At 73.2% G+C, this 22,888-nt stretch carries 18 protein-coding genes; 6 read left to right on the forward strand and 12 right to left on the reverse strand.

The window, feature by feature from the left end:
* Window positions 1–56: 56 nt before the first annotated feature.
* Window positions 57–737 (reverse strand): ABC transporter ATP-binding protein, encoded by a 681-nt coding sequence (locus tag ACIP5O_RS30400; protein WP_401298956.1) that lies wholly within the window; start codon window positions 735–737, stop codon window positions 57–59.
* Window positions 738–804: 67 nt separating this feature from the next.
* On the reverse strand, window positions 805–1,884 hold the full coding sequence (locus tag ACIP5O_RS30405) for an ABC transporter permease (protein ID WP_401298959.1): 1,080 nt from the start codon (window positions 1,882–1,884) through the stop codon (window positions 805–807).
* 112 nt (window positions 1,885–1,996) lie between these two features.
* Here ACIP5O_RS30405 and ACIP5O_RS30410 point away from each other — a divergent pair, with 112 nt between their 5' ends.
* Both ACIP5O_RS30410 and ACIP5O_RS30415 read left to right on the forward strand, forming a co-directional pair.
* Window positions 1,997–3,220, forward strand: a complete 1,224-nt coding sequence (locus ACIP5O_RS30410; RefSeq protein ID WP_401298962.1) for a histidine kinase — start codon at window positions 1,997–1,999, stop codon at window positions 3,218–3,220.
* On the forward strand, window positions 3,217–3,843 hold the full coding sequence (locus ACIP5O_RS30415) for a response regulator (RefSeq protein ID WP_401298965.1): 627 nt from the start codon (window positions 3,217–3,219) through the stop codon (window positions 3,841–3,843). Before ACIP5O_RS30410 ends, ACIP5O_RS30415 begins: the two co-directional genes overlap by 4 nt.
* A 33-nt stretch (window positions 3,844–3,876) precedes the next feature.
* On the opposite strand, the gene ACIP5O_RS30420 is transcribed toward ACIP5O_RS30415, so the two are convergent.
* On the reverse strand, window positions 3,877–4,203 hold the full coding sequence (locus tag ACIP5O_RS30420) for a DUF5955 family protein (RefSeq protein ID WP_401298968.1): 327 nt from the start codon (window positions 4,201–4,203) through the stop codon (window positions 3,877–3,879).
* Between the two features lie 196 nt (window positions 4,204–4,399).
* On the opposite strand from ACIP5O_RS30420, the gene ACIP5O_RS30425 reads away from it, so the two are divergent.
* On the forward strand, window positions 4,400–5,038 hold the full coding sequence (locus tag ACIP5O_RS30425; protein ID WP_401298971.1) for an NTP transferase domain-containing protein: 639 nt from the start codon (window positions 4,400–4,402) through the stop codon (window positions 5,036–5,038).
* Between the two features lie 268 nt (window positions 5,039–5,306).
* Entirely contained in the window at window positions 5,307–6,929 is a 1,623-nt protein-coding gene (gene aceB, locus ACIP5O_RS30430) for a malate synthase A (protein WP_401298974.1), read from the forward strand.
* 194 nt (window positions 6,930–7,123) lie between these two features.
* Here the strand turns inward: aceB and ACIP5O_RS30435 are convergent, their stop codons facing one another.
* The 4 genes from ACIP5O_RS30435 to ACIP5O_RS30450 form a co-directional block, all read right to left on the reverse strand.
* Complete coding sequence (locus tag ACIP5O_RS30435; RefSeq protein WP_401298977.1) at window positions 7,124–8,929, reverse strand: hypothetical protein; 1,806 nt, start codon at window positions 8,927–8,929, stop codon at window positions 7,124–7,126.
* A 228-nt stretch (window positions 8,930–9,157) separates the two neighbouring features.
* Window positions 9,158–10,735: a hypothetical protein gene (locus ACIP5O_RS30440; protein ID WP_401298979.1), complete on the reverse strand. Its 1,578-nt coding sequence runs from the start codon at window positions 10,733–10,735 to the stop codon at window positions 9,158–9,160.
* A gap of 99 nt (window positions 10,736–10,834) precedes the next feature.
* On the reverse strand, window positions 10,835–11,008 hold the full coding sequence (locus ACIP5O_RS30445; RefSeq protein ID WP_401298982.1) for a hypothetical protein: 174 nt from the start codon (window positions 11,006–11,008) through the stop codon (window positions 10,835–10,837).
* A gap of 59 nt (window positions 11,009–11,067) precedes the next feature.
* Window positions 11,068–11,481, reverse strand: a complete 414-nt coding sequence (locus ACIP5O_RS30450) for a hypothetical protein (protein WP_401298984.1) — start codon at window positions 11,479–11,481, stop codon at window positions 11,068–11,070.
* A gap of 183 nt (window positions 11,482–11,664) precedes the next feature.
* On the opposite strand from ACIP5O_RS30450, the gene ACIP5O_RS30455 reads away from it, so the two are divergent.
* A complete protein-coding gene (locus tag ACIP5O_RS30455; protein ID WP_401298987.1) occupies window positions 11,665–15,501 on the forward strand; it encodes an AAA domain-containing protein in 3,837 nt (1,278 codons plus the stop codon).
* 75 nt (window positions 15,502–15,576) lie between these two features.
* On the opposite strand, the gene ACIP5O_RS30460 is transcribed toward ACIP5O_RS30455, so the two are convergent.
* Window positions 15,577–16,521: a fibronectin type III domain-containing protein gene (locus tag ACIP5O_RS30460; protein WP_401298990.1), complete on the reverse strand. Its 945-nt coding sequence runs from the start codon at window positions 16,519–16,521 to the stop codon at window positions 15,577–15,579.
* A gap of 231 nt (window positions 16,522–16,752) precedes the next feature.
* Here ACIP5O_RS30460 and ACIP5O_RS30465 point away from each other — a divergent pair, with 231 nt between their 5' ends.
* Entirely contained in the window at window positions 16,753–17,412 is a 660-nt protein-coding gene (locus ACIP5O_RS30465) for a hypothetical protein (RefSeq protein ID WP_401298993.1), read from the forward strand.
* A 31-nt stretch (window positions 17,413–17,443) separates the two neighbouring features.
* On the opposite strand, the gene ACIP5O_RS30470 is transcribed toward ACIP5O_RS30465, so the two are convergent.
* The 4 genes from ACIP5O_RS30470 to ACIP5O_RS30485 all read right to left on the reverse strand — a co-directional run bounded on the left by ACIP5O_RS30470 (window position 17,444) and on the right by ACIP5O_RS30485 (window position 22,886).
* Window positions 17,444–18,109 (reverse strand): aspartate/glutamate racemase family protein, encoded by a 666-nt coding sequence (locus tag ACIP5O_RS30470; RefSeq protein ID WP_401299093.1) that lies wholly within the window; start codon window positions 18,107–18,109, stop codon window positions 17,444–17,446.
* 167 nt (window positions 18,110–18,276) lie between these two features.
* Window positions 18,277–19,626, reverse strand: coding sequence for a nucleobase:cation symporter-2 family protein (locus ACIP5O_RS30475; RefSeq protein WP_401299096.1), 1,350 nt, complete (start codon window positions 19,624–19,626; stop codon window positions 18,277–18,279).
* A gap of 413 nt (window positions 19,627–20,039) precedes the next feature.
* Window positions 20,040–21,431, reverse strand: coding sequence for an 8-oxoguanine deaminase (locus ACIP5O_RS30480; RefSeq protein ID WP_401298995.1), 1,392 nt, complete (start codon window positions 21,429–21,431; stop codon window positions 20,040–20,042).
* A 48-nt stretch (window positions 21,432–21,479) separates the two neighbouring features.
* Window positions 21,480–22,886, reverse strand: a complete 1,407-nt coding sequence (locus ACIP5O_RS30485; protein WP_401298998.1) for a nucleobase:cation symporter-2 family protein — start codon at window positions 22,884–22,886, stop codon at window positions 21,480–21,482.
* Window positions 22,887–22,888 lie beyond the last annotated feature (2 nt).

Genomic DNA, 22,888 nt, shown 5'->3' on the forward strand with positions numbered 1-22,888 from the left:
CGCGCGTGCCGGGGGATCACACCGGTGCCGGGAAGGTCGAGCCGGTGCCGGAAAGATCAAGCCGGTACGGCCTCCGAGAGCCGTCCGTCCCGGACCGTGACCGTCCGGTCCGTCCGGGCCAGGTGGGTCCGGTCGTGGGTGACCAGGACCGTCGCCGTGCCCCGCTCCCCCGTCAGCCGGGCGAGCAGGTCCATGACCGCCGCCCCGCGCTCGTGGTCGAGGGCGCTGGTCGGTTCGTCGACCAGGAGGACGGACGGCTCGTTCACCAGCGCCCGCGCGATGTTGACGCGCTGGCGCTGGCCGCCCGACAGCTGGTGCGGCCGGCGGCCGGCCAGGTCCGCGAGGCCCACCGCGTCGAGCAGTTCCAGGGCCCGGCCCCGTACCGCCTTCGGGGAGCGGCCCGACAGGTGGGCCATCACCTGCAGCTGCTCCGCCGCGCTCAGCGAGGGCAGCAGGTTGGGCTGCTGGAAGACGATCCCGATGTGCTCGCGCCGCAGCTCCGCCTTGCCGGCCGGAGTGAGCGCCCCCGTGTCCGTACCGGCGACGACGACCCGTCCCCGGTCCGGGGTGACGAGGGTGGCGGCCACCGCGAGCAGGCTGGACTTGCCGGACCCCGAGGGGCCGGCGACCGCCGTGAGCGTCCCGGCGGGGACGGTGAGGGAGACGGCGTCGAGGGCGGTGAGCCGGTCGTCTCCGTCGGGGTAGGTGAGGGTGACGTCGTCGAGGACGAGGCTCATCGGGTGCTCCGCGGGACGAGGGGGAGGACGGAACGGCTCGGGGCGCTCCGGCGGGTGGCGAGCGGGCTCACCGGGCGCTGCCCAGGGCCGTGAGGGGGTCGACGGCGGTGATCCGCCGGATGGACAGGGCCGCGCCGAGCACGCCGAGCACGACGATGACGGCGGCCGGCCCGAGGACGGTGAGCGGTTCCAGGACGAAGGGCACGTCCCCGCCGCCGACCAGGGCGCCGATGCCGACCGCGAGCGCGGTGCCGAGCAGGGTCCCGGCGGTGAGCATGAGGACGGCCTGCCCGAGGGCGTCCTTCAGGAGGTACGGGGTGGAGGCGCCGAGCGCCTTGAGGACGGCGACGTCGCCGGCGCGCTGGATGGTCCAGACGGTGAAGAAGGCGCCGATGACCAGGGCGGAGATGGCGAAGAGGAAGCCCCGCATGAGCTGGAGGGAGCCGTTCTCGGCCTGGTGGGAGCCGATGGCGGTCAGGGCGTCGTCGACGGTCCGCGCCTCGGTGCCGACGGCCTCGTCCCCGGCCGCCCAGTCGGTCCCGTCTCCCCCGCTCAGGGCGACGACGGTGGCCTGCTCCCGCGCGGCGGTGCCGCTGTGCCCGATCCTCTGCCAGTCGTCGAGCGAGGTCCACACCACGGGCGTGTGGCTGTACGAGGCGTCGCCGGAGACCGCCGCGACGGTGACCTCCAGGGGCCCGAGGCGTACGGCGTCGCCGGCGTCCGCGCCCAGCTCCTCGGCCGCCGACTCCGACAGGACCGCCTTCCCGGGGGCGACCGGGCCGGGCGCGAGCCCCGACTCCGGTTCCGTACCGAAGGCGGAGACGGCGGCCGTGCGGTCGCCGGCGGCGGCGTCGAGGGTGCGGATGCCGAGCGGCGCCGCGCCCGTCACCCCGGGCCGCTCCGCCCACGCCCGCCACTGCTCCTCCGTCACCGTCGAGTCGGTGAAGGAGACCGACCGGCCGGACGGCGGCGCCGCGAAGGCCAGCCGGTCGGCGGGCAGCCCGGTGATCGCGGAGACGTTCTCCCGCGCCAGCCCGGCGGTCAGCCCGGACAACAGTCCCACGAGCAGGGTGATCAGCACGATCACCGTGCCCATGAGGGTGAACCGCCCCTTGGCGGATCTCAGGTCTCTCCATGCCACGAACATGCCGACCAGCCTGGTCCGCGCACCCCCTCGCGGGCATCGCGCGGCGGATGGCTCCGGGATCGAACTTTCGGTTGAGTCCGGATCGTCCCCCGCTGTCTACCCTGGGGGGATCATGCATCCCCACTCCTCCCCCCGCCCCGCCCGGCGTTCCCTCACCCCCGCCCCGTTCGTGCTGCGCCTCTGTCTGCACCTGCTGATGGCGGGCCTGCTCGTCCTGGCGGCGGTCCGGGCGCACTCGACGGCCGGGACGGTGGCGGCGGCGGTGACGGGGGCGGTCTACGCGGCCGGGTCGCACCTGCCCGCGGTACGGACCTCCCGACGGGCGGCCGCCGTCTGGCTGGGGGTCCTGGGGGCGTCCTGGCTGGTGGTGCTCTGTCTGACGGCGGAGGCGCTCTGGGTGGCGTTCCCGCTGTACTTCCTCCAGCTCCACCTGCTGCCCGCCCGCTGGTCGCTGCCGGCGGTGGCGCTCACGGCGGGCGCGGCGATCCTGTCGTACGTGGGGCACGGCGCCGCGCTCAACCCGGGGGTCTTCATCGGGCCGCTGCTCGGCGCGGCGGTCGCGGTGGCGACGGTCCTCGGCTACCAGGCCCTCTACCGGGAGAGCGAGCGGCGGCGCCGGCTCATCGAGGAGCTGATCGCGACGCGGGCGGAGCTGGCGGCGGCGGAGCGGCACGCGGGGACGCTGGCCGAGCGGGAGCGGCTCGCGCGGGAGATCCACGACACGCTCGCGCAGGGCCTGTCCTCGATCCAGCTGCTGCTGCGGGCGGCCGAGCGGGCGCTGCCGGCGGCCTCCCCCGCCGCCGGTCACATCGAGCGGGCGCGCCGGGCCGCGCAGGACAACCTGACGGAGGCGCGGCGCTTCGTGCGGGCCCTGACGCCGTCGGACCTGGAGCACGGGTCCCTGGCGGCGGCCCTGGAGCGCCTGTGCGAGCCGGGGGCGGATGCCTACGGGCCGGGGGCGGGGCCCCGGGTCCGGTTCTCGGTGAGCGGGACGCCGGTGGAGCTGCCGACCCCGTACGAGGTGGCGCTGCTGCGGATCGCGCAGTCGGCCCTCGCGAACACGGTGCGGCACGCCTCGGCCTCGCGCGCGGAGATCACCCTGTCGTTCATGGACGCGTCGGTGACCCTGGACGTGGTCGACGACGGGGAGGGCTTCGAGCCCGGTTCCGTACGCACCTCGTCCGAGGGCGGTTTCGGGCTTCCGGCGATGCGGTCGCGGGCGGAGTCGCTCGGCGGCACGTTCACCGTGGAGTCCGCGCCGGGCCAGGGCACCGCCGTCGCCGTCTCCCTGCCGCTGTCCGACAGGGGTTCCCTTCCCTCCGGAGGTTCCGCATGACCGTCCGTCTCCTGCTCGCCGACGACCATCCGGTGGTACGGGCGGGCCTGCGCGCGGTCCTGGACACCGAGCCGGACTTCGCGGTCGTCGCGGAGGCCGCCACCGCCGAGCGCGCGGTGGAGCTGGCGGCCGCCGGGGGCGTGGACGTGGTCCTGATGGACCTCCAGTTCGGCGCGGGCATGCACGGCTCGGAGGCGACGGCGGCGATCACGGCGGCGCCGGGCGGGCCGAAGGTGCTGGTCCTGACGACGTACGACACGGACGCGGACATCCTGGCGGCGGTGGAGGCGGGCGCCTCGGGCTACCTCCTGAAGGACGCGCCGCCGGAGGAGCTGGCGGCGGCGGTCCGGACGGCGGCGGCCGGGCAGTCGGCCCTCGCGCCGGCGGTGGCGCACCGGCTGATGGACCGGATGCGGACCCCGGCGGAGGCGCTGACCAAGCGGGAGCTGGAGGTGCTCCAGCTCGTCGGCGAGGGCCTGTCGAACGCGCAGATCAGCAAGGCGCTGTTCCTGAGCCAGGCGACGGTGAAGTCCCATCTGGTCCACGTCTTCGCGAAGCTGGGCGTGGACTCCCGCACGGCGGCGGTGGCGGCGGCGACGGCCCGGCGGCTGATCAGGCGGTGACTCCCCGCTTCCGGGCGGCTGCTTGACGGCCCCTCAGCCACCCGTACCGCGCTCGGGCGGCGCGCCGAAGAGTTCGACGGCGCGGCGGACCCCGGCGAGGGCCCCGGCGAGCGCGCTGACGGAGCCGACGCAGCCCGCGACGATCAGCAGGGAGCGGCGCAGCCGCCGTACCTCCGGAGCGCCGCCGAGCGCCATGGCGTCGAGCGCCGCGAGCTCCCCCTCCGCGATCTCGCGGTCGGCGAACTCGGCGCGGTGCAAGGCCAGTTCGCGCCGCAGCCGGGACACGGCCGACCTCAGCTCGGCCACCCTGGGGTCCACGCCCTCGCTGCCCACCGGCCTCTGCTCCACGCTTCGCAACATGGCTCTCCCCCTCGCACGACACTGTGCGCAGAACTCCACACCCCGAGTACGCGGAACGCCCCGGACCGGTCCTCCGGACGACGGTCGGGCGCCGCGAGTCGGGCCAGTTAACTCCTTCGCCACCCCGCCGCGCCACCCCCCGCAAGGCTGATTCGGACGACAGCGTGTTTCCGTCCGAATGCGGTATGCAGTCCCCATGACGCCTTCGGAAGACCGAACCGCCCCGTCCGCCTCCGCCCCCTCCCCCGTCGTGGCCGGCCTGCTGCTCGCCGCCGGGGGCGGGCGGCGGCTCGGGGGCCGCCCCAAGGCCCTCCTCACCCACCGGGGCCGCCCCCTGGTGGAGCACGCGGTGGGGGTGCTGCGCGCGGCCGGGTGCGAGGTGGTGCACGTGGTGCTCGGGGCGTCGGCCGGCGTCGTGCGGGAGCGGGCGGAGCTGCCCGGATGCGTCCTGGTGGACAACCCGGAGTGGGCGGAGGGGATGGGCTCCTCGCTCCGGGCCGGGCTCGCGTCGCTCGCCGCCGATCCGCGCGGGGTGGACGCGGCGCTCGTGTCCCTGGTCGACCAGCCGGGGATCGGGGCGGAGGCGGTGGCCCGGGTCCGGGCGGCGTACGGCTCGCGGGACTCGCTCGCGGCGGCCTCGTACGACGGGAGGCGGGGCCATCCGGTGCTGTTCGGCGCCGGGCACTGGGCGGGGGTCGCGGAGACGGCGGTGGGCGACCGGGGCGCGCGGGACTATCTGGCGGCGCACCGGGATGCGATCACGCCGGTGGACTGTTCGGATGTGGCCGAGCCCTATGACATCGACACGGAGGCGGACCTGTCGCGCCTGGAGTGAACGACTCGGAATGAACGGCTCCGAGTGAACGACCCGGAGTGAGCGACCTGGCACTGAGCGCCGTGTTCTGTCGATCCGGAGAATCTCGACATCAACAAACCATTGAACTTCCACCATGAGGAAACTAGTATCCACTGTTCAGAAGCGCCTGTCCGTCCAGAAGGCGCTCGCGGCCGTATCTCGGCTTCGGTGGCACTCCGTGCCCTCCCGTGACGCCCGGCGGCCGCCTGGCACCGCCCGCGAAGTCCGCTGAAGGAAGTGACAGTTCATGTCCGCACCAGCGCCGTCCCCCCTGGCCGTCGTCGATGCCGAGCCCCTGCCGCGCCAGGAAGAGGTGCTCACCGAGGCCGCCCTGGCCTTCGTCGCCGAACTGCACCGCCGGTTCACCCCGCGCCGGGACGAGCTCCTCGCCCGCCGGGCGGAGCGCCGCGCCGAGATCGCCCGCACGTCCACCCTGGACTTCCTGCCGGAGACCGCCGCGATCCGCGCCGACGACTCCTGGAAGGTCGCGCCGGCCCCGGCGGCCCTGAACGACCGCCGGGTCGAGATCACCGGTCCCACCGACCGGAAGATGACGATCAACGCGCTCAACTCCGGCGCGCGGGTGTGGCTCGCCGACTTCGAGGACGCCTCGGCGCCGACCTGGGAGAACGTGGTCCTGGGCCAGCTCAACCTGATCGACGCGTACACCCGGAACATCGACTTCACGGACCCGCGCTCCGGCAAGTCGTACGCCCTCAAGCCCGCCGGGGAGCTGGCCACGGTCGTCATGCGGCCGCGCGGCTGGCACCTGGAGGAGCGTCACCTCGCCTTCGAGGGACGGCCCGTGCCCGGCGCGCTCGTCGACTTCGGCCTGTACTTCTTCCACAACGCCCGGCGTCTGATCGACCTCGGCAAGGGCCCGTACTTCTACCTGCCGAAGACGGAGTCGCACCTGGAGGCCCGCCTCTGGAACGAGATCTTCGTCTTCGCCCAGGACTACGTCGGCATCCCGCAGGGCACCGTCCGCGCCACGGTCCTCATCGAGACCATCACGGCCGCGTACGAGATGGAGGAGATCCTCTACGAGCTCCGCGACCACGCCGCGGGCCTGAACGCGGGCCGCTGGGACTACCTCTTCTCCATCGTCAAGAACTTCCGTGACGGCGGCGCCAAGTTCGTCCTGCCGGACCGCAACGCGGTCACGATGACGGCCCCGTTCATGCGCGCGTACACCGAACTCCTCGTGCGCACCTGCCACAAGCGCGGCGCGCACGCGATCGGCGGCATGGCGGCCTTCATCCCGTCCCGCAGGGACGCCGAGGTCAACAAGGTCGCGTTCGAGAAGGTCAAGGCCGACAAGGACCGCGAGGCCGGCGACGGCTTCGACGGCTCCTGGGTCGCCCACCCCGACCTGGTGCCGATCGCGATGGCCTCCTTCGACGCCGTCCTGGGCGAGAGGCCGAACCAGAAGGACCGCCTGCGCGAGGACGTCTCCGTCGCGCCCGGCGACCTGATCGCGATCGACTCGCTCGACGCGAAGCCCACCTACGACGGCCTGCGCAACGCCGTCCAGGTCGGCATCCGCTACATCGAGGCGTGGCTGCGCGGCCTCGGCGCCGTCGCCATCTTCAACCTGATGGAGGACGCGGCCACCGCCGAGATCTCCCGCTCCCAGATCTGGCAGTGGATCAACGCGGGCGTCGTCTTCGAGAACGGCGAGGCGGCCACCCCGGAGCTGGCCCGCAAGGTCGCCGCCGAGGAACTGGCCGCGATCCGCGCCGAGATCGGCGAGGAGGCCTTCGCGGCCGGCACGTGGCAGCAGGCGCACGACCTGCTGCTCCACGTCTCCCTCGACGCGGACTACGCGGACTTCCTGACCCTTCCCGCGTACGAGCAGCTGGTCGGCTGACTCGATCCGTACGGTCGCCCCGTACCGCTGATCCGGCTGCCCGCACAGTCGTCGGACGGCGTTCCGGACGGGCCCCGCCCCTGGTGTCGCACAGCACCGGGAGCGGGGCCCGTCCCTTTTTCCGGCGTCACGGCTTTCAGGTCGTCACGGCTTTCAGGTCGTCACGGCTTTTCCGTCGTCATGGCTTTCCGTCGTCACGGCAGGGCGATGCCGAGCGGGCCGAGGACGCGTTCCGTCTCGTGGCGGTCCGCCTCGGTCATCGCGCGGACCAGGGCGGCGGAGCCGCCGGGCCAGGCGGCGGCCGTTTCGTCGAAGGCGGCGCGGCGGGACTCCAGGGGGCCCTTCTTGGCGGGCAGCCCGTCGAGGACGTGCAGGGCGCGGGCCGAGGTCGGCACCTGGATCGGGTCCGCCTCCTCGCCCCGGTCCTCCAGGGCGCGGAGGGCGTACGCGCCGAGCACCGGGTCGCGGAGGACGGCGCGCAGCGCCCCGGGCGGGGCGGTGGTGGTGTCCAGGAGGGTGAAGAGCCCCCGGGTGGCGGCCGCTTCGGAGGTGCCGGCGTGGACCGTGCCGAGGGCGTCGAGCAGTTCGGTCCAGGCGTGGGCGGTGTCCACGCGCGCGTGGAGCCAGTCGGCGAGCACGCGCGCGGCGACGGGCGCGGACCAGCCGCCGGCGGCGGCGACCAGGACGGGCGCGGGCCAGGCGGCGGCCTCGGCGGCGTCGGGCGCGGCGACCCCGCGCGCGGCGAGCAGGTAGCGCACGGCGCCCGCGCCGCGCGGGGTGAGGCCGAAGGCGTCGCCGCTCCGGAAGACCAGACCGGTGGCGGCGAGCCGGTCGAGGACGACGGCCAGGTCCCGGGCGGGCCCTTCGAGCCGGGCGCGGTCGGCCTCGGTCAGCCCCGGGGTGCCCAGGAGCCGGACGAGCTCCGGCACGGGCGGGACCGCGTACGCGCCGGGCGTGCCGTCCGGCACCGCGACGGGCAGGTCCTCCAGGGCCGGGTCGACGGTCCAGTCCTCGTACTCGGCGGCCTTGCGGGCGACGGACTCGGCGGAGCAGCCACGCTGGTAGACCACGTAGAGGAGGTGCGGGGCCTCGCCCCCGTACGGTTCGAACTCCTCCTCCGCGAGCTCCTCAACGGCGGTGAGGAGGGTGTTCGCGTCGTCCTCGACGCCCTCGGGGGACCCGGGCTCGATCGCGGGCGGCGGGGGCACGGGGGCGGCGGGGTCGCCGTGGTGGTCGAGGTGCTCGTCGAGGAGGGCGTCGGCCAGGACGAGGTGCGGGAAGGCGTCGGGGCCCGGGGCGTAGTGCGCGTACGGCCCGGCGAGCTGTCCGGAGAGTCCGGCGGCGGTCCACCGGTCCTGGAGGGCGGCGGCCACCTGTCCGATGCCGGTCGCGACGGCGTGGTCCGTGAGCAGCGGCCCGACGGGCGGCGGCGCCTCGGCGTCCCGTACGTACGCGCGCGTGAGGGCCTCGGTGAGCAGGACGTCCGCGAGGGCGGTCCGCCCCATGAGGTCGGCCCGGCGCGCGCCGTCGGGCAGGGGCGCGCCGTCGAGGGCGGCGAGCCGGCGCCGTACGTCCTCGGGGTCGGTGAGGTCGGCGCCGCAGGCGCGCAGGAGGGAGGCGTACCAGCGGTGCCAGGTGAGGTTGCCGGGGTCGTTCATGGCCCGTTCGAAGTCGGGCGCGGCCTCTTCGACCACTCCGGCGATCCGCTCGGCGCAGTCCCCGTCGAAGCGCGCGGCGAGCGCCCCGAGCACGGCCGGGTAGAGCGCGAGCTCGCCGGGCGGGACGTACACGAACGACGGCAGGTCCTCCACGAGGAGCTGCCGCGTCAGCCCGGGCGTCGGCTCGGGCAGCCCCGTCCCCCGGTCGGCGCCCCGCAGCGCGAGGAGCCCAAGCACCGCCTCGGCGGCACGCGCGAACGCGGGGTCGCGGTGCTCGGGCGCTCCGTCGACGAGTTCGAGGAACCTGTCGAGCCCGGTGTTGGTGAGAACGGTCTCGGCCACGCTTCCAGGGTAGATCGGCGGAGGCATGGAATGCCCGCGACGCGTGGGCCGCGTCCCCGGCTTCTCACTGTCTCCGCTTTCCCGCGCGGCGCCGGAGCGCGGATACCTCCCCTGTGGTTCCGCTGGACCGCCATACGGGTAGCCGGCGGTATCGCCCCCCGGTGGCCCGACGGTGATCGCCTCAGATCGCTCCACCGGCCCGAGGATTCGGCCGGGCCTTGCCGACCGTCACTCGGCCTTGGGACAGGCGGTCTTCCCTTCGCCCTTCCCCACCGGCACCGTGCGTACCTGGTCCGAAGGGATCGTCATGGCGCCGTCGGCCGCGACGTTCCAGACCACCACACCGCCCTGTCCCTCGCCGAAGACGATGTAAGGGCGCTCCGGACGGAGCACTCCCCCCTTCGTGTTCAGTTCGGAACGGGAGACCGTGGGCTGCAGACACATCCATTCGGGCTCGATGCCGAAATACGGGGGTGGTGTCCGTCCGTCCACGGCCGCGCGCTTCAGCGCGTCGGCCGCGTGCTTCGGCGATTGCAGCCCGAGCATTCCCGCTTCGAGTACAAGGATGAGCGCCGTCAGACCGAAGCCCAGAGCGGCGGTGCGGCCGCCGGATCGAACGAGGTGGTAGTGCCGCGCCACAGCCCACGCCGCGGGTACCAGCAGAAACATGCTGAGCAGTGTGAGGAGTTTGAGCGCGGACGCGGCTTCCCAGAGTCCCGAGGCTTCCGCCCCGTCCGCCTCCAGGTCGAGTTCGTCCCGGTAGGCCCAGTGCAGGATCTTTCCCAGCACCGCCAATACCGGAATGGACACGGTGAGCACGGCGGGGCCGACCCAGACAATGGGGCCGTTCCCGGCCCATCGCCGCGCGAGCAGGCCGATGCCGACGCCCACGAAGAGGAACAGGGGCCCCAGCAGGGCTTGCCCCCTCGTCATTCCCGAATCGCCGGACGAGAGGCCGAACGGCCCCCACCCCAATGCCGTGACCATCACGAACAGGGTCACGCAGGCCACCACGACGCGGCCTGCGGCTTCTCCCCCGGTCCGATGGAGTCTCCCACCCATCGTCACCATGACGCAGAAGGCCGCTGCGGTGCAGACTGCCCAGACCCAGAAGAGAGCCCCGTCCGAGCTTCCGGCCAGTACGGTGAGGGTCTCTGTCGTTATCAGACCGACCGCGAGCCATCTCAGGCGGCGGTCCTGGTCCTCCTCCCGGCGAAGCACTGCCCGACTGCCGTCACGGCCGTCGAGGGGACGCACATCGACGCCGGCCCGGAGCTCCTCGTCCGGCTCCCGGCCGATGCGGGCAAGCACACTGGCCTCGTCCTTCGGGCCGCTCACGATCTCCCCGGTGTCGTACCGTCCCAGCCGCTCCGACCATCTCGCGGTCGTCCGGTGCCACCACAGGGCCCATCGTTCAGGGCGAGACGACAGTTCGAGGTCCGGCCGGACGGGACGGTGCTCCGTCGTGTGTACGCGCCATCGAGCCAGTACCTCCCGGTCACGATCGAGCGCCGCCTGTTTACGCGGGTACATTTCGATCGCGTGGGTCCTGGCCAGACTCATGACCAGCCATTCCGCCTCGTTCTCGGCCCTCGACAACGCACCGGGAGTCCGTACCTCCACCCGGAAGGCCTTGCGTGTCGGGTCGGCGCTCAGCCCGGAGGTCAGGCCCGTACCGAGCGTCCCCTCGTCGCGGTAGTTCCATGAGTGCCGGGTCCAGACCTCTTCGGCGGCGGCCCATCCCGCCGGACCGCCCCGCACCTCGACGAGGGTCCACACCCTCTGCTCACGACGGACACGTGCCACGGTTCTCCCCCTCCGCATCGTCACGGCCACCATCAGCCGTCCCGATGCCGGGACCACATCCCGTGGCACCGAATCCGTCACCTGCGGAAGGACGACTGCTCAGCCGCCGATGAGCCGGTGGCCTGTCGGCAACGCGAATCCTGCGGCAGTCAGCCCCGCTGCCACCGCCATCGGCCACGGTTGGCCGGCGGCGCGGGCGAGGCCTCCGCTCAGGAGGCCGATGACGGCGGCGATCAGGAAGACGACGGCCGCGTGGTGGGAGATCAGCGGCACGTCATCCCGCTCCTCGGCTCCCCGAGGCGGACGTGACTCACTCATTATGCTCAGACCTCTCACTTTCCTGCTTCGGAGGTCTGCGCCCCCCGGATCGCCTGAAGCCTGGCGCCGCTGGCGTCCACCACCCAGAAGGACCACCCGTTCCGGTGGGGTGCGATTCCCGGGTTGTAGGCCTGGAGCACCGCGGTCGCCGCGCCGCTGGGCGACTTGTAGTGCCCTGCGGCGGGACCCGACAGAATGGTCACGCTCTCGGATCCGGGATCGAATTCAGCGGCGATCCGGTGCCCTTGATACCGCGCGTGCACCCTGACCACACCGACGGAGACGGCAGACGCGTCGACCACCGGCCCTTCCGCACCTTTCTCGAAGTACTCCAGCAAGCGGTGCACGACTCCGGCCTCGTCCGTGTCCCACGCCCGCTTGAGCAGCGTCACCTTCGCCGCGTCTCCCTTGTCCAGCTTGACTTCCATCACACGTCCCCGTTCATCGACCAACCCGTTGCTCGGCATTTATAACACGCGCTGAGATTTTCTGCAAGAAAAATGAGTAGATTGCTTGTCGTGCCGGAGCACCCCACTAGAGTGGATCACCGCCCGGCGCGCAGTCCGGTCACGTTGGGCGAGACCATGCCGAGAAGCACACGGGGGTCGCGCATGAGGAACAGCGCCGTATCGGGGTACGCGGCACGCCGATCCGTGGACGTGGTCCGCTACTGGCGCGCCATCGAGCTGTTCAGTCCACCGCAACTACCGCGTCCCCCGCGAACCGGGCCACGTGTCTCGGCGCGCGAATGGGTGCAGCAGCTGGACGTCCGCCCCGGACAGCCCTGGCCGCTGCTGCCCTGGGAGCCGGGACACCCGCTCCGGCACGAGCCGATCGACACGTCCAAGGAAGTCTGGCGGCACATCGTGTACGGCGGGGTGTTCCCGTTGACCGCCATTCGGGAGGCCCTCGAACGTGCCTTCGGCGGAGGGGAGGAGGATTACGCGGGTACGCACCAGAAGGGCGAGACCTCCGTCTTCTCCATCACCGTGGACGATCGAGGCGTCCTCCTCGGCGGGGCCACGACGTTCTCCAGCTGCGCGTGGGCGACCGGACGGGTACGCGATCCTGGGCCCGAGGACCCCGAGTGGCTCGACGGTTTCGAAGACGCGGAATCGGCCTGCAGCCGTTCCATCTCGCTCCTGACGAGTCAAGACATTCCGTACCGTGACGAGTCTCCAGCCCCTGACACGCCGCCCGCCGGCGTTCCGTCTCCTCGCGCTGAAGGAATCCCCGACACCACTCGCTCCCCCGGCCGCGGCTGGCAGGCCGTCGTCCGTGAGATCCTCGGCAGCGCCGCGGTCGGGGCTCTGGGCGTGCTCATCGGAGACCTCGGGGCCGGTGCCGTCGCGGGCGCGCTACGGCCGGTCGGCCGCCGTGTCGCGGCGCACCTCCGGGGTCGCACCTCCGAAGCACGGGGCCCGCAGCCGGTCACGCCCATCGCGCCGGCGGTCCGGGAGGCCGTCGCCGACGACGCGCCCCACGGACTCGTGGGCGGCACCGCCGGAGAAGCCGAGGATGAGGGCCGCCCCGTACAGCTGCCCGATCTCGTGGCCTTCGCCGCCCATGTGGCGGATCTGTGCGGCGTCTCCGATCTGCTCTCCCCCCACAGCATCCGCATCCACAGCCAGCGCGTGCGCCGCCGCAAGGACGGCTCCCTTCCCGACGCCGAGCCCGCGTTCCTCAACAGCCTGCTGCCCCAGGACCTGCAACAGGTCGCCGACGCCGAGGGCGGATACGGCCGGGCTCTGACCGCCTACCTGGCCGACGGCCGGAGCGTCCCGCGCGGTGCCCGCGTGGACGTACGTTCCGCGCCATGGACCGTGCTGGAGAATGTCGCGCCCCGGACCGTCCCGCTGGGGCGCTGGCCGGCGCCCAAGAAGCAGTCGCTCGCGCTGAGCCAGCAGTTCGCCGTCAACCGCGTCATGGCGGAGCTCGGCACGGGTACCGGGCTCTTCTCCGTGAACGGTCCGCCCGGCACGGGAAAGACGACGATGCTCCGTGACCTGATCGCCGCGATCGTGGTGGAACGCGCCACGGCACTGGCCTCCTTGGAGACACCGGGAGAGGCGTTCGGCGGGCGGGCCACATGGCAGGACGAGGGGCGCACTCGCAGCGTCAGGAAGCTGCGGCCGGAACTGACCGGTCATGAGGTCGTCGTCGCGTCCTCCAACAACGGCGCGGTGGAGAACATCACCACCGAACTTCCCTCTCTGGACGCCATCGGCGACGAGTGGGCCGCCGAAGCCTCGTACTTCCTGGACTTGGGCGTGGCGCTGCTGAACGGCGCGCCAGCCTGGGGCGCCATCGCCGCGCCTCTCGGCAAGGCGGAGAAGCGCAAGGAGTTCATGGACCGCTACTGGTGGGGTGACAAGCCCGAGCCGGAGAACCGCACGGGCCGCGGTGCCGACCGCGGCCACCGGTCCGGTTCCGGCTCGGCAGGCAGGCGGGCAGGGGGCTCGTCACGGAATACGGCCGGGCACAAGATCCCCGGGATGCAGTACGTCTTGCAGAGCGTGGAGTGCGACGCCACCCTGATCGACCCTCCGGCCGGTACGCGCTTTTCCGGCGAGGACTCGGGGCGACTCGTCCCCGTGCCCGAAGGCACGCCTCCCGTCGTGGAGTGGGCGGAGGCCAAGACCGCGTTCCAAGAGGCGACACGGGCCGCGGAGGTTCTTCGTTCACAGCGCGTCGCCGCCTGGTCGGCGCTGTGCTCCGTCGACGGTCTGGTCCACGCCGTACACGTGGCCGAGGAGGCCGAGGAGACGGCTCGCGCGCATCAGGACGAGATGCGGAGGCTTCAGCGCGATGCGAGGTACGCGGTGGAGACTTCGGCGGCCGAACTACGACGTGCGGAGGAACTTTGGGAGGCCCATGCCGCCACCCCCAGGCCGAGCGGTTGGCCAGGACGCCGGAGAGAGAACGCCCGCCGCGACTGGCAGGCGGCGGGAGACCGACTCGAGTCCCGTCGCAGCCTCGCACGTGACGCGGCCGACCGGCAGAGGAGCAGCCTCACAGTCGCGACCACGGCTCTGTCGCTGGCGGAGGTCGGCTTCCGTTCGGCCCAGGCGGAAACGGTACGCGCGACCCGTGCACTGCGTGACGCCCGGGAGACGCTCGCCCGGGCGCGCGCCTCCTGGCCGGGCCACCTGCCGTACGACTGGGAGACGTTCACCGACGAGGAGCGCGAACTCCGCGCGCCTTGGTCGGATCCCGAATTCTGCGCCGCACGCACCCGCGTGTTTCTCGCCGCCCTGGATCTGCACCGGGCGTTCGTCGTCTCCCAGGCCGGGGCCGTCCGCGCCAATCTCCGTCACCTCAAGGAGGTGTTCGCCGGCGTACTGCCCGAAGAACCGACGTTGGTGGTCTGGCAGACGCTCTTCTTGCTGCTTCCGGTCGTCTCCACGACGTTCGCCTCCTTCGGACGTCTCTTCCGGGGGCTGGGCCGAGAGGCGTTGGGGTGGCTGCTCGTGGACGAGGCCGGGCAGGCGACGCCGCAGGCTGCGGTGGGCGCCCTGTGGAGGACCCGGCGAGCCGTGGTGGTGGGCGATCCGCTCCAGCTCGAACCGGTCGTGCAGCTGCCGTTGTCCGTACAGCAGCGGCTTCGTTCGGCCTACGGCGTCGCCGAGGAGTGGGTTCCCTCACTGACCTCCGCGCAACGCGTCGCCGATCGGACGAACCCCTGGGGCACGAACGTGGAGTACCGCCGGGCCGACGGCGAGACCGAAGCGGTGTGGGTCGGCGCGCCGCTCCGTGTGCACCGTCGCTGTGAGCGGACGATCTTCGAACTGAGCAATGACATCGCCTATGAGGGGCTGATGGTCTACGGCACGAAGGAACGGCTTTTCCCTGGTCCCGATCCGTGCGAGAGGTGTCGAGGGTCGGAGCACGAGGGCTGCGGCGCCTGCGTGTATCCGGTCAGCTGCTGGGTGGACGTGGCGCCGGCCGAAGCGAGGGGCAAGTGGAACCCCGAAGAAGGCAGGGCCCTCGCCCAGATGCTGAGAAAACTCCACCAGGAGTGGGCGATCGGACTGGACCGGGTGCGGATCCTGAGTCCGTTCCGCGATGTGGTCAGCGGCTGCGAGCGGACCGTACGCGCCATGGACCTCGCCGCCGATGTCCCGGCGGGCATGGATCCGGCCGCCTACCGCAAGCAGGTCTCCGAGTTCCGGGAACGGAACATCGGAACCGTTCACACCATGCAGGGGAAGGAAGCCGACGTGGTCTTCCTGGTGCTGGGGACACATCCCCGGGAGGGAGCCCGCGCACGTCAATGGGCGGCCCGGACTCCCCATCTCCTGAACGTGGCGGCAAGCCGGGCGAAGCACCGCCTCTTCGTCATCGGAAGCCGGGAGCAGTGGCACCAGGAGCCTCACTTCGACCTCCTGGCAGACCCGGCACGGCTGCCGCACCGGGTCTGGCCGGGCAGTGGACAGGGGCGGCCCTGATACCGAAGGACGTCCTCCTCCGGATTTCTTCGAGGGCCTCCACACGGGTCCCGACGAGATGTCCCTCGGGTCCCGTCAGCGCACGGTCACCGTCCTCGGGGCCGAGAAGTCGCCCCAGGTGCCGTCGGGGAGCCGGGCGCGGAGGGTGAGGGTGTAGCGGGTGCCCGGGGGGTCGGTGACCGGGAAGGTGTAGGTGGCGCGGCCGGGGGGCGGCTCGGCGCCCCAGACGATGGTGGTGGCGAAGCGGCCGTTGAGGTGGAGTTCGTGGTGGGTGACCGGGGCGCCCGTCTTCGGCGGGGTCCAGGTGAGGGTGATCTCGCCGCCCTTCGCGGCGGTGGCGACGAGGTCGGTGGGGGCGGTGTTCGCGGGCGCGCCCGGGGCCGGGGCGGTGGTGAGGTCGACCGCGTTGCTGTCCGGGGAGGAGTTCTCGGCGGCGTCGCGGGCCCGGACGGTGAACGCGTAGGCGGTGCCGGGGCGCAGGCCGGTGAGGTGGGCGTCGGTGGCGGTGCCCGGGACCGTGTGGACGCGGGTGTCGGCCTGGTAGACGTCGTACGCGGTGACCTCGGTGTCGTCCCTGGCCGGGGTCCAGCGGAGGGTGGCGGCGCGGCTGCCGTCGGGGGTGACGCGGAGGCCGGCCGGGGCGGTGGGGGGCGTGCGGTCCTCGGTGGCGGCCGGGAGGGTGGTGGCGGCGACGGTGGCGCTGGGCGGCGAGGCGTTGCCGGCGGCGTCGCGGGCGCGGACGGTGAAGCGGTGGGGGGTGGCCGGGGCGAGGCCGACGACGTCGGTCATGAGGGTGGTGGCGGGGAGGTCCTTGACCTTGCGGCCGTCGAGGTGGACCTCGTAGCCGGTGACGGCGCGGTCGTCGGTCGCGGCGCTCCACATGACGTGGACGGTGGTCGAGCTGCCCGAGGTGGCGGTGACGCCGGTGGGCGCGGTGGGGGCGCGGGTGTCCTTCGGGGCGGCCCCGGCGCTGGAGCAGGCGGTGAGGGCGAGCGCGAGGAGCGCCACCAGGGCGGGCAAGCGACGTGGGGGGAACGGGCGTTGCACGGTACGGCCTCCGTCCGTCGGAAAGGTCCAGACCTATATCGCACAGTCGGGGCGGGTGCGACAAGGGGGGCGCCGGGAGGGACGTCGGGGGAGGTGTCGGAGGAGGCGTTGGAGGAGGTGCTGGAAGAGGCGTCGGAGGGGCGTTGTCAGTGGGGTGCGCTTCACTGGATTCGTCACTCTCCGTAATCAACTTCTGGGGGAAACATGACGGACCGTACGACCTACGTGTCGCTCGCCGGGGTGCGCCGGCGCGGCTGGACCGACGCGATGGTCCGGGACCTGCTCGGCACGCCCGACGTGCAGGGGCGCGATCCGCGCCGCTGGTCCCTCGCGCCGGTGCGGCTCTATCTGCTCGCCCGGGTGGAGACCGTGGAGCGGACGCCCGAGTTCACCGGGGCCGCGGAGCTCTCGCGGGCCCGCTCCTCGGCCGCCGGGGCGTACGCCGAGCGGCGGCGGGCCGCCGTCCTGACCGCGATCCGCGCGGAGCCGATCGACGTACCCCGGCTGCCCGGCCCCGAGCTGGAGCGCCGCGCCGTCCGCCACCGGCACCTGCTGGGCGCCCGGAGCCCGGGGACGGCCGGGCCGGATGGCGGGGGTGGGGCGCGGGCGGACGGACCGCCCGGACCGGACGGCAAGGACGGGGCGCGGGCGGCCGGGGTGCCCGTCGGGTCGCTCGCGCGGTGGCAGGTGAGCTATCTGCGGCACGCCCTCTCGCGGTACGAGGCGCTGCTCGACGGCCTGTACGGCGAGACCGGGCGCGGCGAGGCCGAACGGCTGTTGCGCAGGCGCCTGTACGAGGCGATCAGCGCCGCGTACCCGTCCCTGGCCCGGGAGTGCCGGCGCCGGATCGCGGTGGAGGGGTGAGCGGGGCCGCCGGGGCGGGCGCCTTCGGCCGTCACCCCGTCAGGTCTTCGGCTGTCACCCCCGTCAGGAGGCGGGCGAGCGTCCGGCAGGCCGCCGGGATCGGGGCGACGATCCGGACGGCGCACCGGGCCCGGAGCTCCTCTGCCGCCTCTCCGAGCGGGCCGCCGCCGATGACGACGGCGCGGGCCCCGTCCCGTTCGGCGCAGGCGCGGACCGCCCGCTCCAGGCGGTCGAGGAGCACCACCGGGTCGGCGGAGAGGCGTTCGGGGGTGCCGGCGGTGAGCCGCAGGCCCGTGTACCGGTCGGAGAGTCCGAGCTCCGCCACCCGGGCGGTGATGGCGTCGGCCAGGAGCGGGGTGGTGGTCGCGACGCCGAAGGGGGCGCCGCCGGCGGCCGCCTCCAGGAGCGCCGCCTCGCCGAGGCCGGCCACGGGGAGTCCGGTCGCCGCGCGCAGGGCGTCCAGGCCCGGGTCCCCGAAGGCGGCGACGAGGAGGGCGGCGCAGTCGCCCCCGGCGGTGGCGGCGGTTCCCGCGGCGAGGACCTCGGGGGCGGCGGCCCGCAGCGCGGCCGGGTCGGTGAGCATGCGTGGGCCCCGGGCGGCGGTCACGCCCCGGACGGGGAGGGCGGGCCCCAGGGTCCGCCGGGCGATGGCGGTCATCATCGCGGTGGTGGCGGCGGAGGTGTTGGGGTTGATCAGGACGACGGTCCCGGCCCTGGTGCCGGTCCGGACAGCGGCACGGGTCGCCCTTCCGGTCCCGGCCGCCGTGGCGCCGCCGGCCGTTCCCGGGGCCGCCGGGCGCGCGGCGGCCCCGGGCCCCGCCGGGTGGGCGGGGGCCGGGGCGGCCGGTGGGGCGGGGTGCGGGTTCAGTGGACGTGCGCCGCCTTCGCGGCGCGGCTGCCGGAGATCTCCCCGCCGGGCTCCATCGGCGCGGTGACCTCGTCGGCGTCCCGGCCCCGGCCCAGGTGGTTGAAGACCACGTTGAGCAGGACGGCGGCGACGCAGCCGGTGGAGATGCCGGAGTCCAGGATGATCTTCGCGGTCTCCGGGAAGGCGTGGTAGAACTCCGGCGCCGTGATCGGGATGATGCCGACGGCCAGCGAGACGGCCACGATCAGGACGTTGTTGTCCTTCTCCAGGCCCGCCTTGACGAGGGTCTGGATGCCGCTGGCGGCGACCGAGCCGAAGAGGACGACGCCCGCGCCGCCGAGGACCGGGCGGGGCACGACCGAGATGAGCGAGGCCGCGACCGGCGAGAGGCCCATGAGGACCAGGAAGCCGCCGCCGCAGGCGACGACGAAGCGGCTGCGGATCCGGGTCATGGCGACCAGGCCGATGTTCTGGGCGAAGGCGCTGCACATGAAGCCGTTGAACAGGGGGCTGAGCGCGGAGCCGAGGGTGTCGGCGCGCAGTCCGGCGGCGATGGTCTTCTCGTCGGCGGGCCGCTCGACGATCTCGCCGAGCGCCAGCATGTCGGCGGTCGACTCGGTCATGGAGACCAGCATGACCACGCACATGGAGATGATCGCGGCGAGGGCGAACTGCGGGGCGCCGAAGTGGAAGGGGGACGGGAAGCCGACGATGTCCGCCTCGGTCACCGGGGAGAAGTCGGTGACGCCGAACGGGATGGCGATGAGGGTGCCGATGACGAGGCCGACCAGGACGGCGACCTGCTTGAGGAAGCCGCGGGTGAAGCGGCGCAGGAGCAGGACGACGACGAGGGTGAGGGCGGCGAGGGAGAGGAAGGTCGTCGAACCGTAGTCCTTCGCCTGGGGGTTGGGTCCCTGGGCCCAGCCGAACGCGACCGGGAGCAGGGACACGCCTATGAGGGTGATGACGGTGCCGGTGACGACCGGCGGGAAGAACCGCACGAGCCGGGAGAACCAGGGGGCGGCGAGGAAGCCGAGGAGCCCGGCGACGATGATCGCGCCGAAGATCACGGGGAGCGCGTCGGCCTTGTTCTCGGTGGTGTCGACGATGGCGAGCATCGGGGCGACGCCGGCGAAGGTGACGCCGTTGACGAACGGCAGGCGGGCGCCGATCTTCCAGACGCCGAGGGTCTGGAGGAAGGTGGCGAGGCCGGCGGTGAAGAGGCTCGCGCCGGTGAGGAAGGTGAGTTCGGTGCCGGAGAGGCCGACGGCCGCTCCGACGATCAGGGGCGGGGCGACGACTCCCGCGTACATGGCGGCCACGTGCTGGAGCCCACTGGTGAGCATCTTCACGGGGGGCAGCGTCTCGTCGACCGGATGCCTCTCGCGGTCTTCGGGGGCGGAGCCTGCGTCTTGTGCATTGCGAACCTGGGGCTTGGCTGCCACGGCGGTTCCTCCGGTCGGTTACACGTCGGCGGCGACGCGGGTGTCTGGGAGGTGGTGCGATGCGGTGCGGGGTGCGGGAGGTGCGGCTCGTCGCGGGGGTGGAGCTCCGGCGGGCGGGGCTCCGGGGGTGCTGCCGCGGGGGTGCGGCGGGTGGAGACGGGGCGCCCGGTGGGGGTGCGGGCGGTGTCACCGTCCCGGGAGGTGCCGTAAGGCTTCTGCGTACGACACCTCCCGGTCGGGCTGCCGCGGATCCCGCTCGGATCCGCGGCGACCGGCCGAGGGCCGTCCCCCTCGGCCGGACTCCGTGGGGAGGGTCAGCCCTGGGCCGCGATGCGGGCCAGGCGCTGCGCCTCCGTGCGCGCGTCGCGCGCGATGGTGTCCTCGTCGACGGTGAGCAGGCGGTCGTTCTCGACGATCTGCCGGCCGTTGACGAAGGAGGCCGTGACCGGGGCCGCCGCGCCGAAGACGATGGCGGTGACCGGGTCGGCGATCGTGGAGTGGCCGAGGCCGTCGATCTTCCAGAGGACGAAGTCGGCGAGCTTGCCCGCCTCCAGGGACCCGATGCTGTCGGCGCGGCCGAGGACCTGCGCGCCGCCGTGGGTGCCGAGGCGCAGGGCCTGGCGGGCGTTGAGCGCGGCCTCGCGGTGGGCGCCGAGGCGGTTGATGAGGAGCGCGTTGCGCAGCTCGGTGTGGAGCTCGCCGGACTCGTTGGAGGCGGTGCCGTCGACGCCGAGGCCGACGGGGACGCCCGCCGCGAGCATGTCCGGTACGCGGGCGATGCCGGCGGCGAGGCGCGCGTTGGAGGAGGGGCAGTGCGCCACGCCCGTCTTCGTGCGGGCGAAGGCGGCGATGTCGGAGTCGTTCATGTGGACGCAGTGCGCCATCCACACGTCCTCGCCGAGGAAGCCGGTGGACTCGAAGTAGTCCGTCGGGCCCATGCCGAAGAGCTCGTGGCAGAACTTCTCCTCCTCCACGGTCTCCGAGCCGTGGGTGTGCATGCGCACGCCCAGGCGGCGGCCGAGCGCCGCGCCCTCGCGGAGCAGCTCGGTGGAGATGGAGAAGGGGGAACAGGGGGCGACGGCGACCTGGGTCATCGCGTCGAAGGAGGCGTCGTGGTAGCGCTTGACCGTCTCCTCGGTCGCGGCGAGCGCGCCCTCGGTGGTCTCGACGGCGAAGTCCGGCGGCAGGCCGCCGTCCTTCTCGCTGCGGTCCATGGAGCCGCGGGCGAGGGTGAAGCGGACGCCCATCTCGGAGGCGGCGCCGATGATGGCGCCGGAGAGGTCGCCGGAGTTCACCGGGTAGACGTAGTGGTGGTCCATGGCGGTGGTGACGCCGCCGCGGGCCATCATCGCCAGCGAGCCCTGCGCGGCCGCGCGCACCATCTGCTCGTCGATGCGCGCCCAGGTCGGGTAGAGCGCCACGAGCCAGTTGAAGAGGTTGTGGTCGGTGGCCAGGCCGCGGGTGATCCACTGGTAGAAGTGGTGGTGGGTGTTGACCAGGCCGGGCGTGACCAGGTGGCCGGTGGCGTCGATGCGCCGGACCACGTTCTCCAGGCCCTCGGGGGCCTTGCCGGCGCCGATGGACTCGATCCTGTTGTCGGCGACGACGAGGTACCCGGAGGCGTACTCGGTGTCGTGCGCGTCGACGGTCGCGATCGCCGCGTTCTCGACGACGATCCGCTGGGGGGCTGCCGAAGGTGCTGCCATGGCGGTGCTTCCTTCATTCCTCGGGGGTGGTGTGGGCACGGCAGGACCCTAGGAGGATTTGAGTGCCGGAGTCGCCTGACGGCTCCGGGTGCCGAGATGGTGGAAGAACAGGTTGAGCAGGACGGCGACGAGCGCGCCCGCGCTGATGCCGGAGCCGAGGACGGTCTGCGCCCAGGCCGGGAAGTCGGCGTAGAAGGTGGGGGCGGCGAGCGGGATGATGCCCGCTCCGAGCGCGACGGCCACCAGGATGATGTTGGAGCTGTCGTCGAGTCCGGCTTCCGAGAGGGTGCGGATGCCGCTGACCGCGATCGAGCCGAAGAGGACGATGCCGGCGCCGCCGAGGACGGGCATCGGGACCGTGGAGACGACCGCGCCGAGGACCGGGAAGGCGCCGAGGACGAGGAGGGCGCCGCCGGCGGCGGCGACCACGTACCGGGAGCGGACCCGGGTCAGCGAGACGACGCCGACGTTCTGGGCGAAGGCCGAGGTCGGGAAGCCGCCGAAGACGGGGCCGAGGAGGGTGGCGATTCCGTCGGTGCGCAGGCCGCGGGTGATGGTCCGGCCGTCGGTGCGCCGCTCGCAGATCTCGCCGAGGGCGAGCATGCCGGCGCTGGACTCCGTCATCAGGACCAGCATGACGATGCACAGGGAGAGGATCGCGGCGGGCTGGAACTCGGGGGTGCCGAAGGCGAAGGGCGCGGGCAGGGCGGCGACGGGCGCCTCGCGCAGGGCGCCGAAGTCGGCCATCCCGAAGGGGATCGCGGCGAGGGTGCCGATGAAGAGGCCGAGGAGCAGGGCGATCTGCTTGACGAAGCCCTTGCCGAAGCGCTGGAAGAGCAGGATGACGACGAGGGTGAAGCCGGCGAGGGCCAGGTACCGCATGGCGCCGAAGTCGGCGGCGGTCCGGTCCCCGCCCTGGGCCCAGGCGACGGGCACGGGCATCAGGGTGACCCCGATGAGGGTGATGACGACGCCGGTGACGAGCGGCGGGAAGAAGCGCAGGAGCCGGCCGAAGAAGGGGCCGACGGCGAGGCAGAAGACTCCGGCGACCATCACCGCGCCGTAGATGGCGGGCAGTTGGTGTCCGGGGGCGCTGGTCTCGGCGATGGCGAGCATCGGGGCGATGCCGGCGGACGAGGCGGCGTTGACGAACGGGAGCCGGTTGCCGGCGAACCGTCCGGCGCCGAGGGTCTGCAGGAGGGTCGCGCAGCCGGCGATCAGCAGGCTTGCGGCGATGAGCCGGGTCATGCCGGCCGCGTCCAGGCCGACGGCCTGGCCGATGATGAGCGGAGGGGTGACGACGCCGGCGTACATGGCGGCGATGTGCTGGAGCGCCGCGGGGACGAGCCGCGAGGCGGGGAGCTTCTCGTCCACCGGGTGGCAGGGGGCCGGGGTGGGCGAGGGGGTGGAACACGGGCCTTCGGCGGTTGCCGGCCCCTGTGCAGGCTGTGCCATGG

Source organism: Streptomyces sp. NPDC088915 (genome assembly GCF_044749825.1).
Lineage (GTDB): Bacteria > Actinomycetota > Actinomycetes > Streptomycetales > Streptomycetaceae > Streptomyces.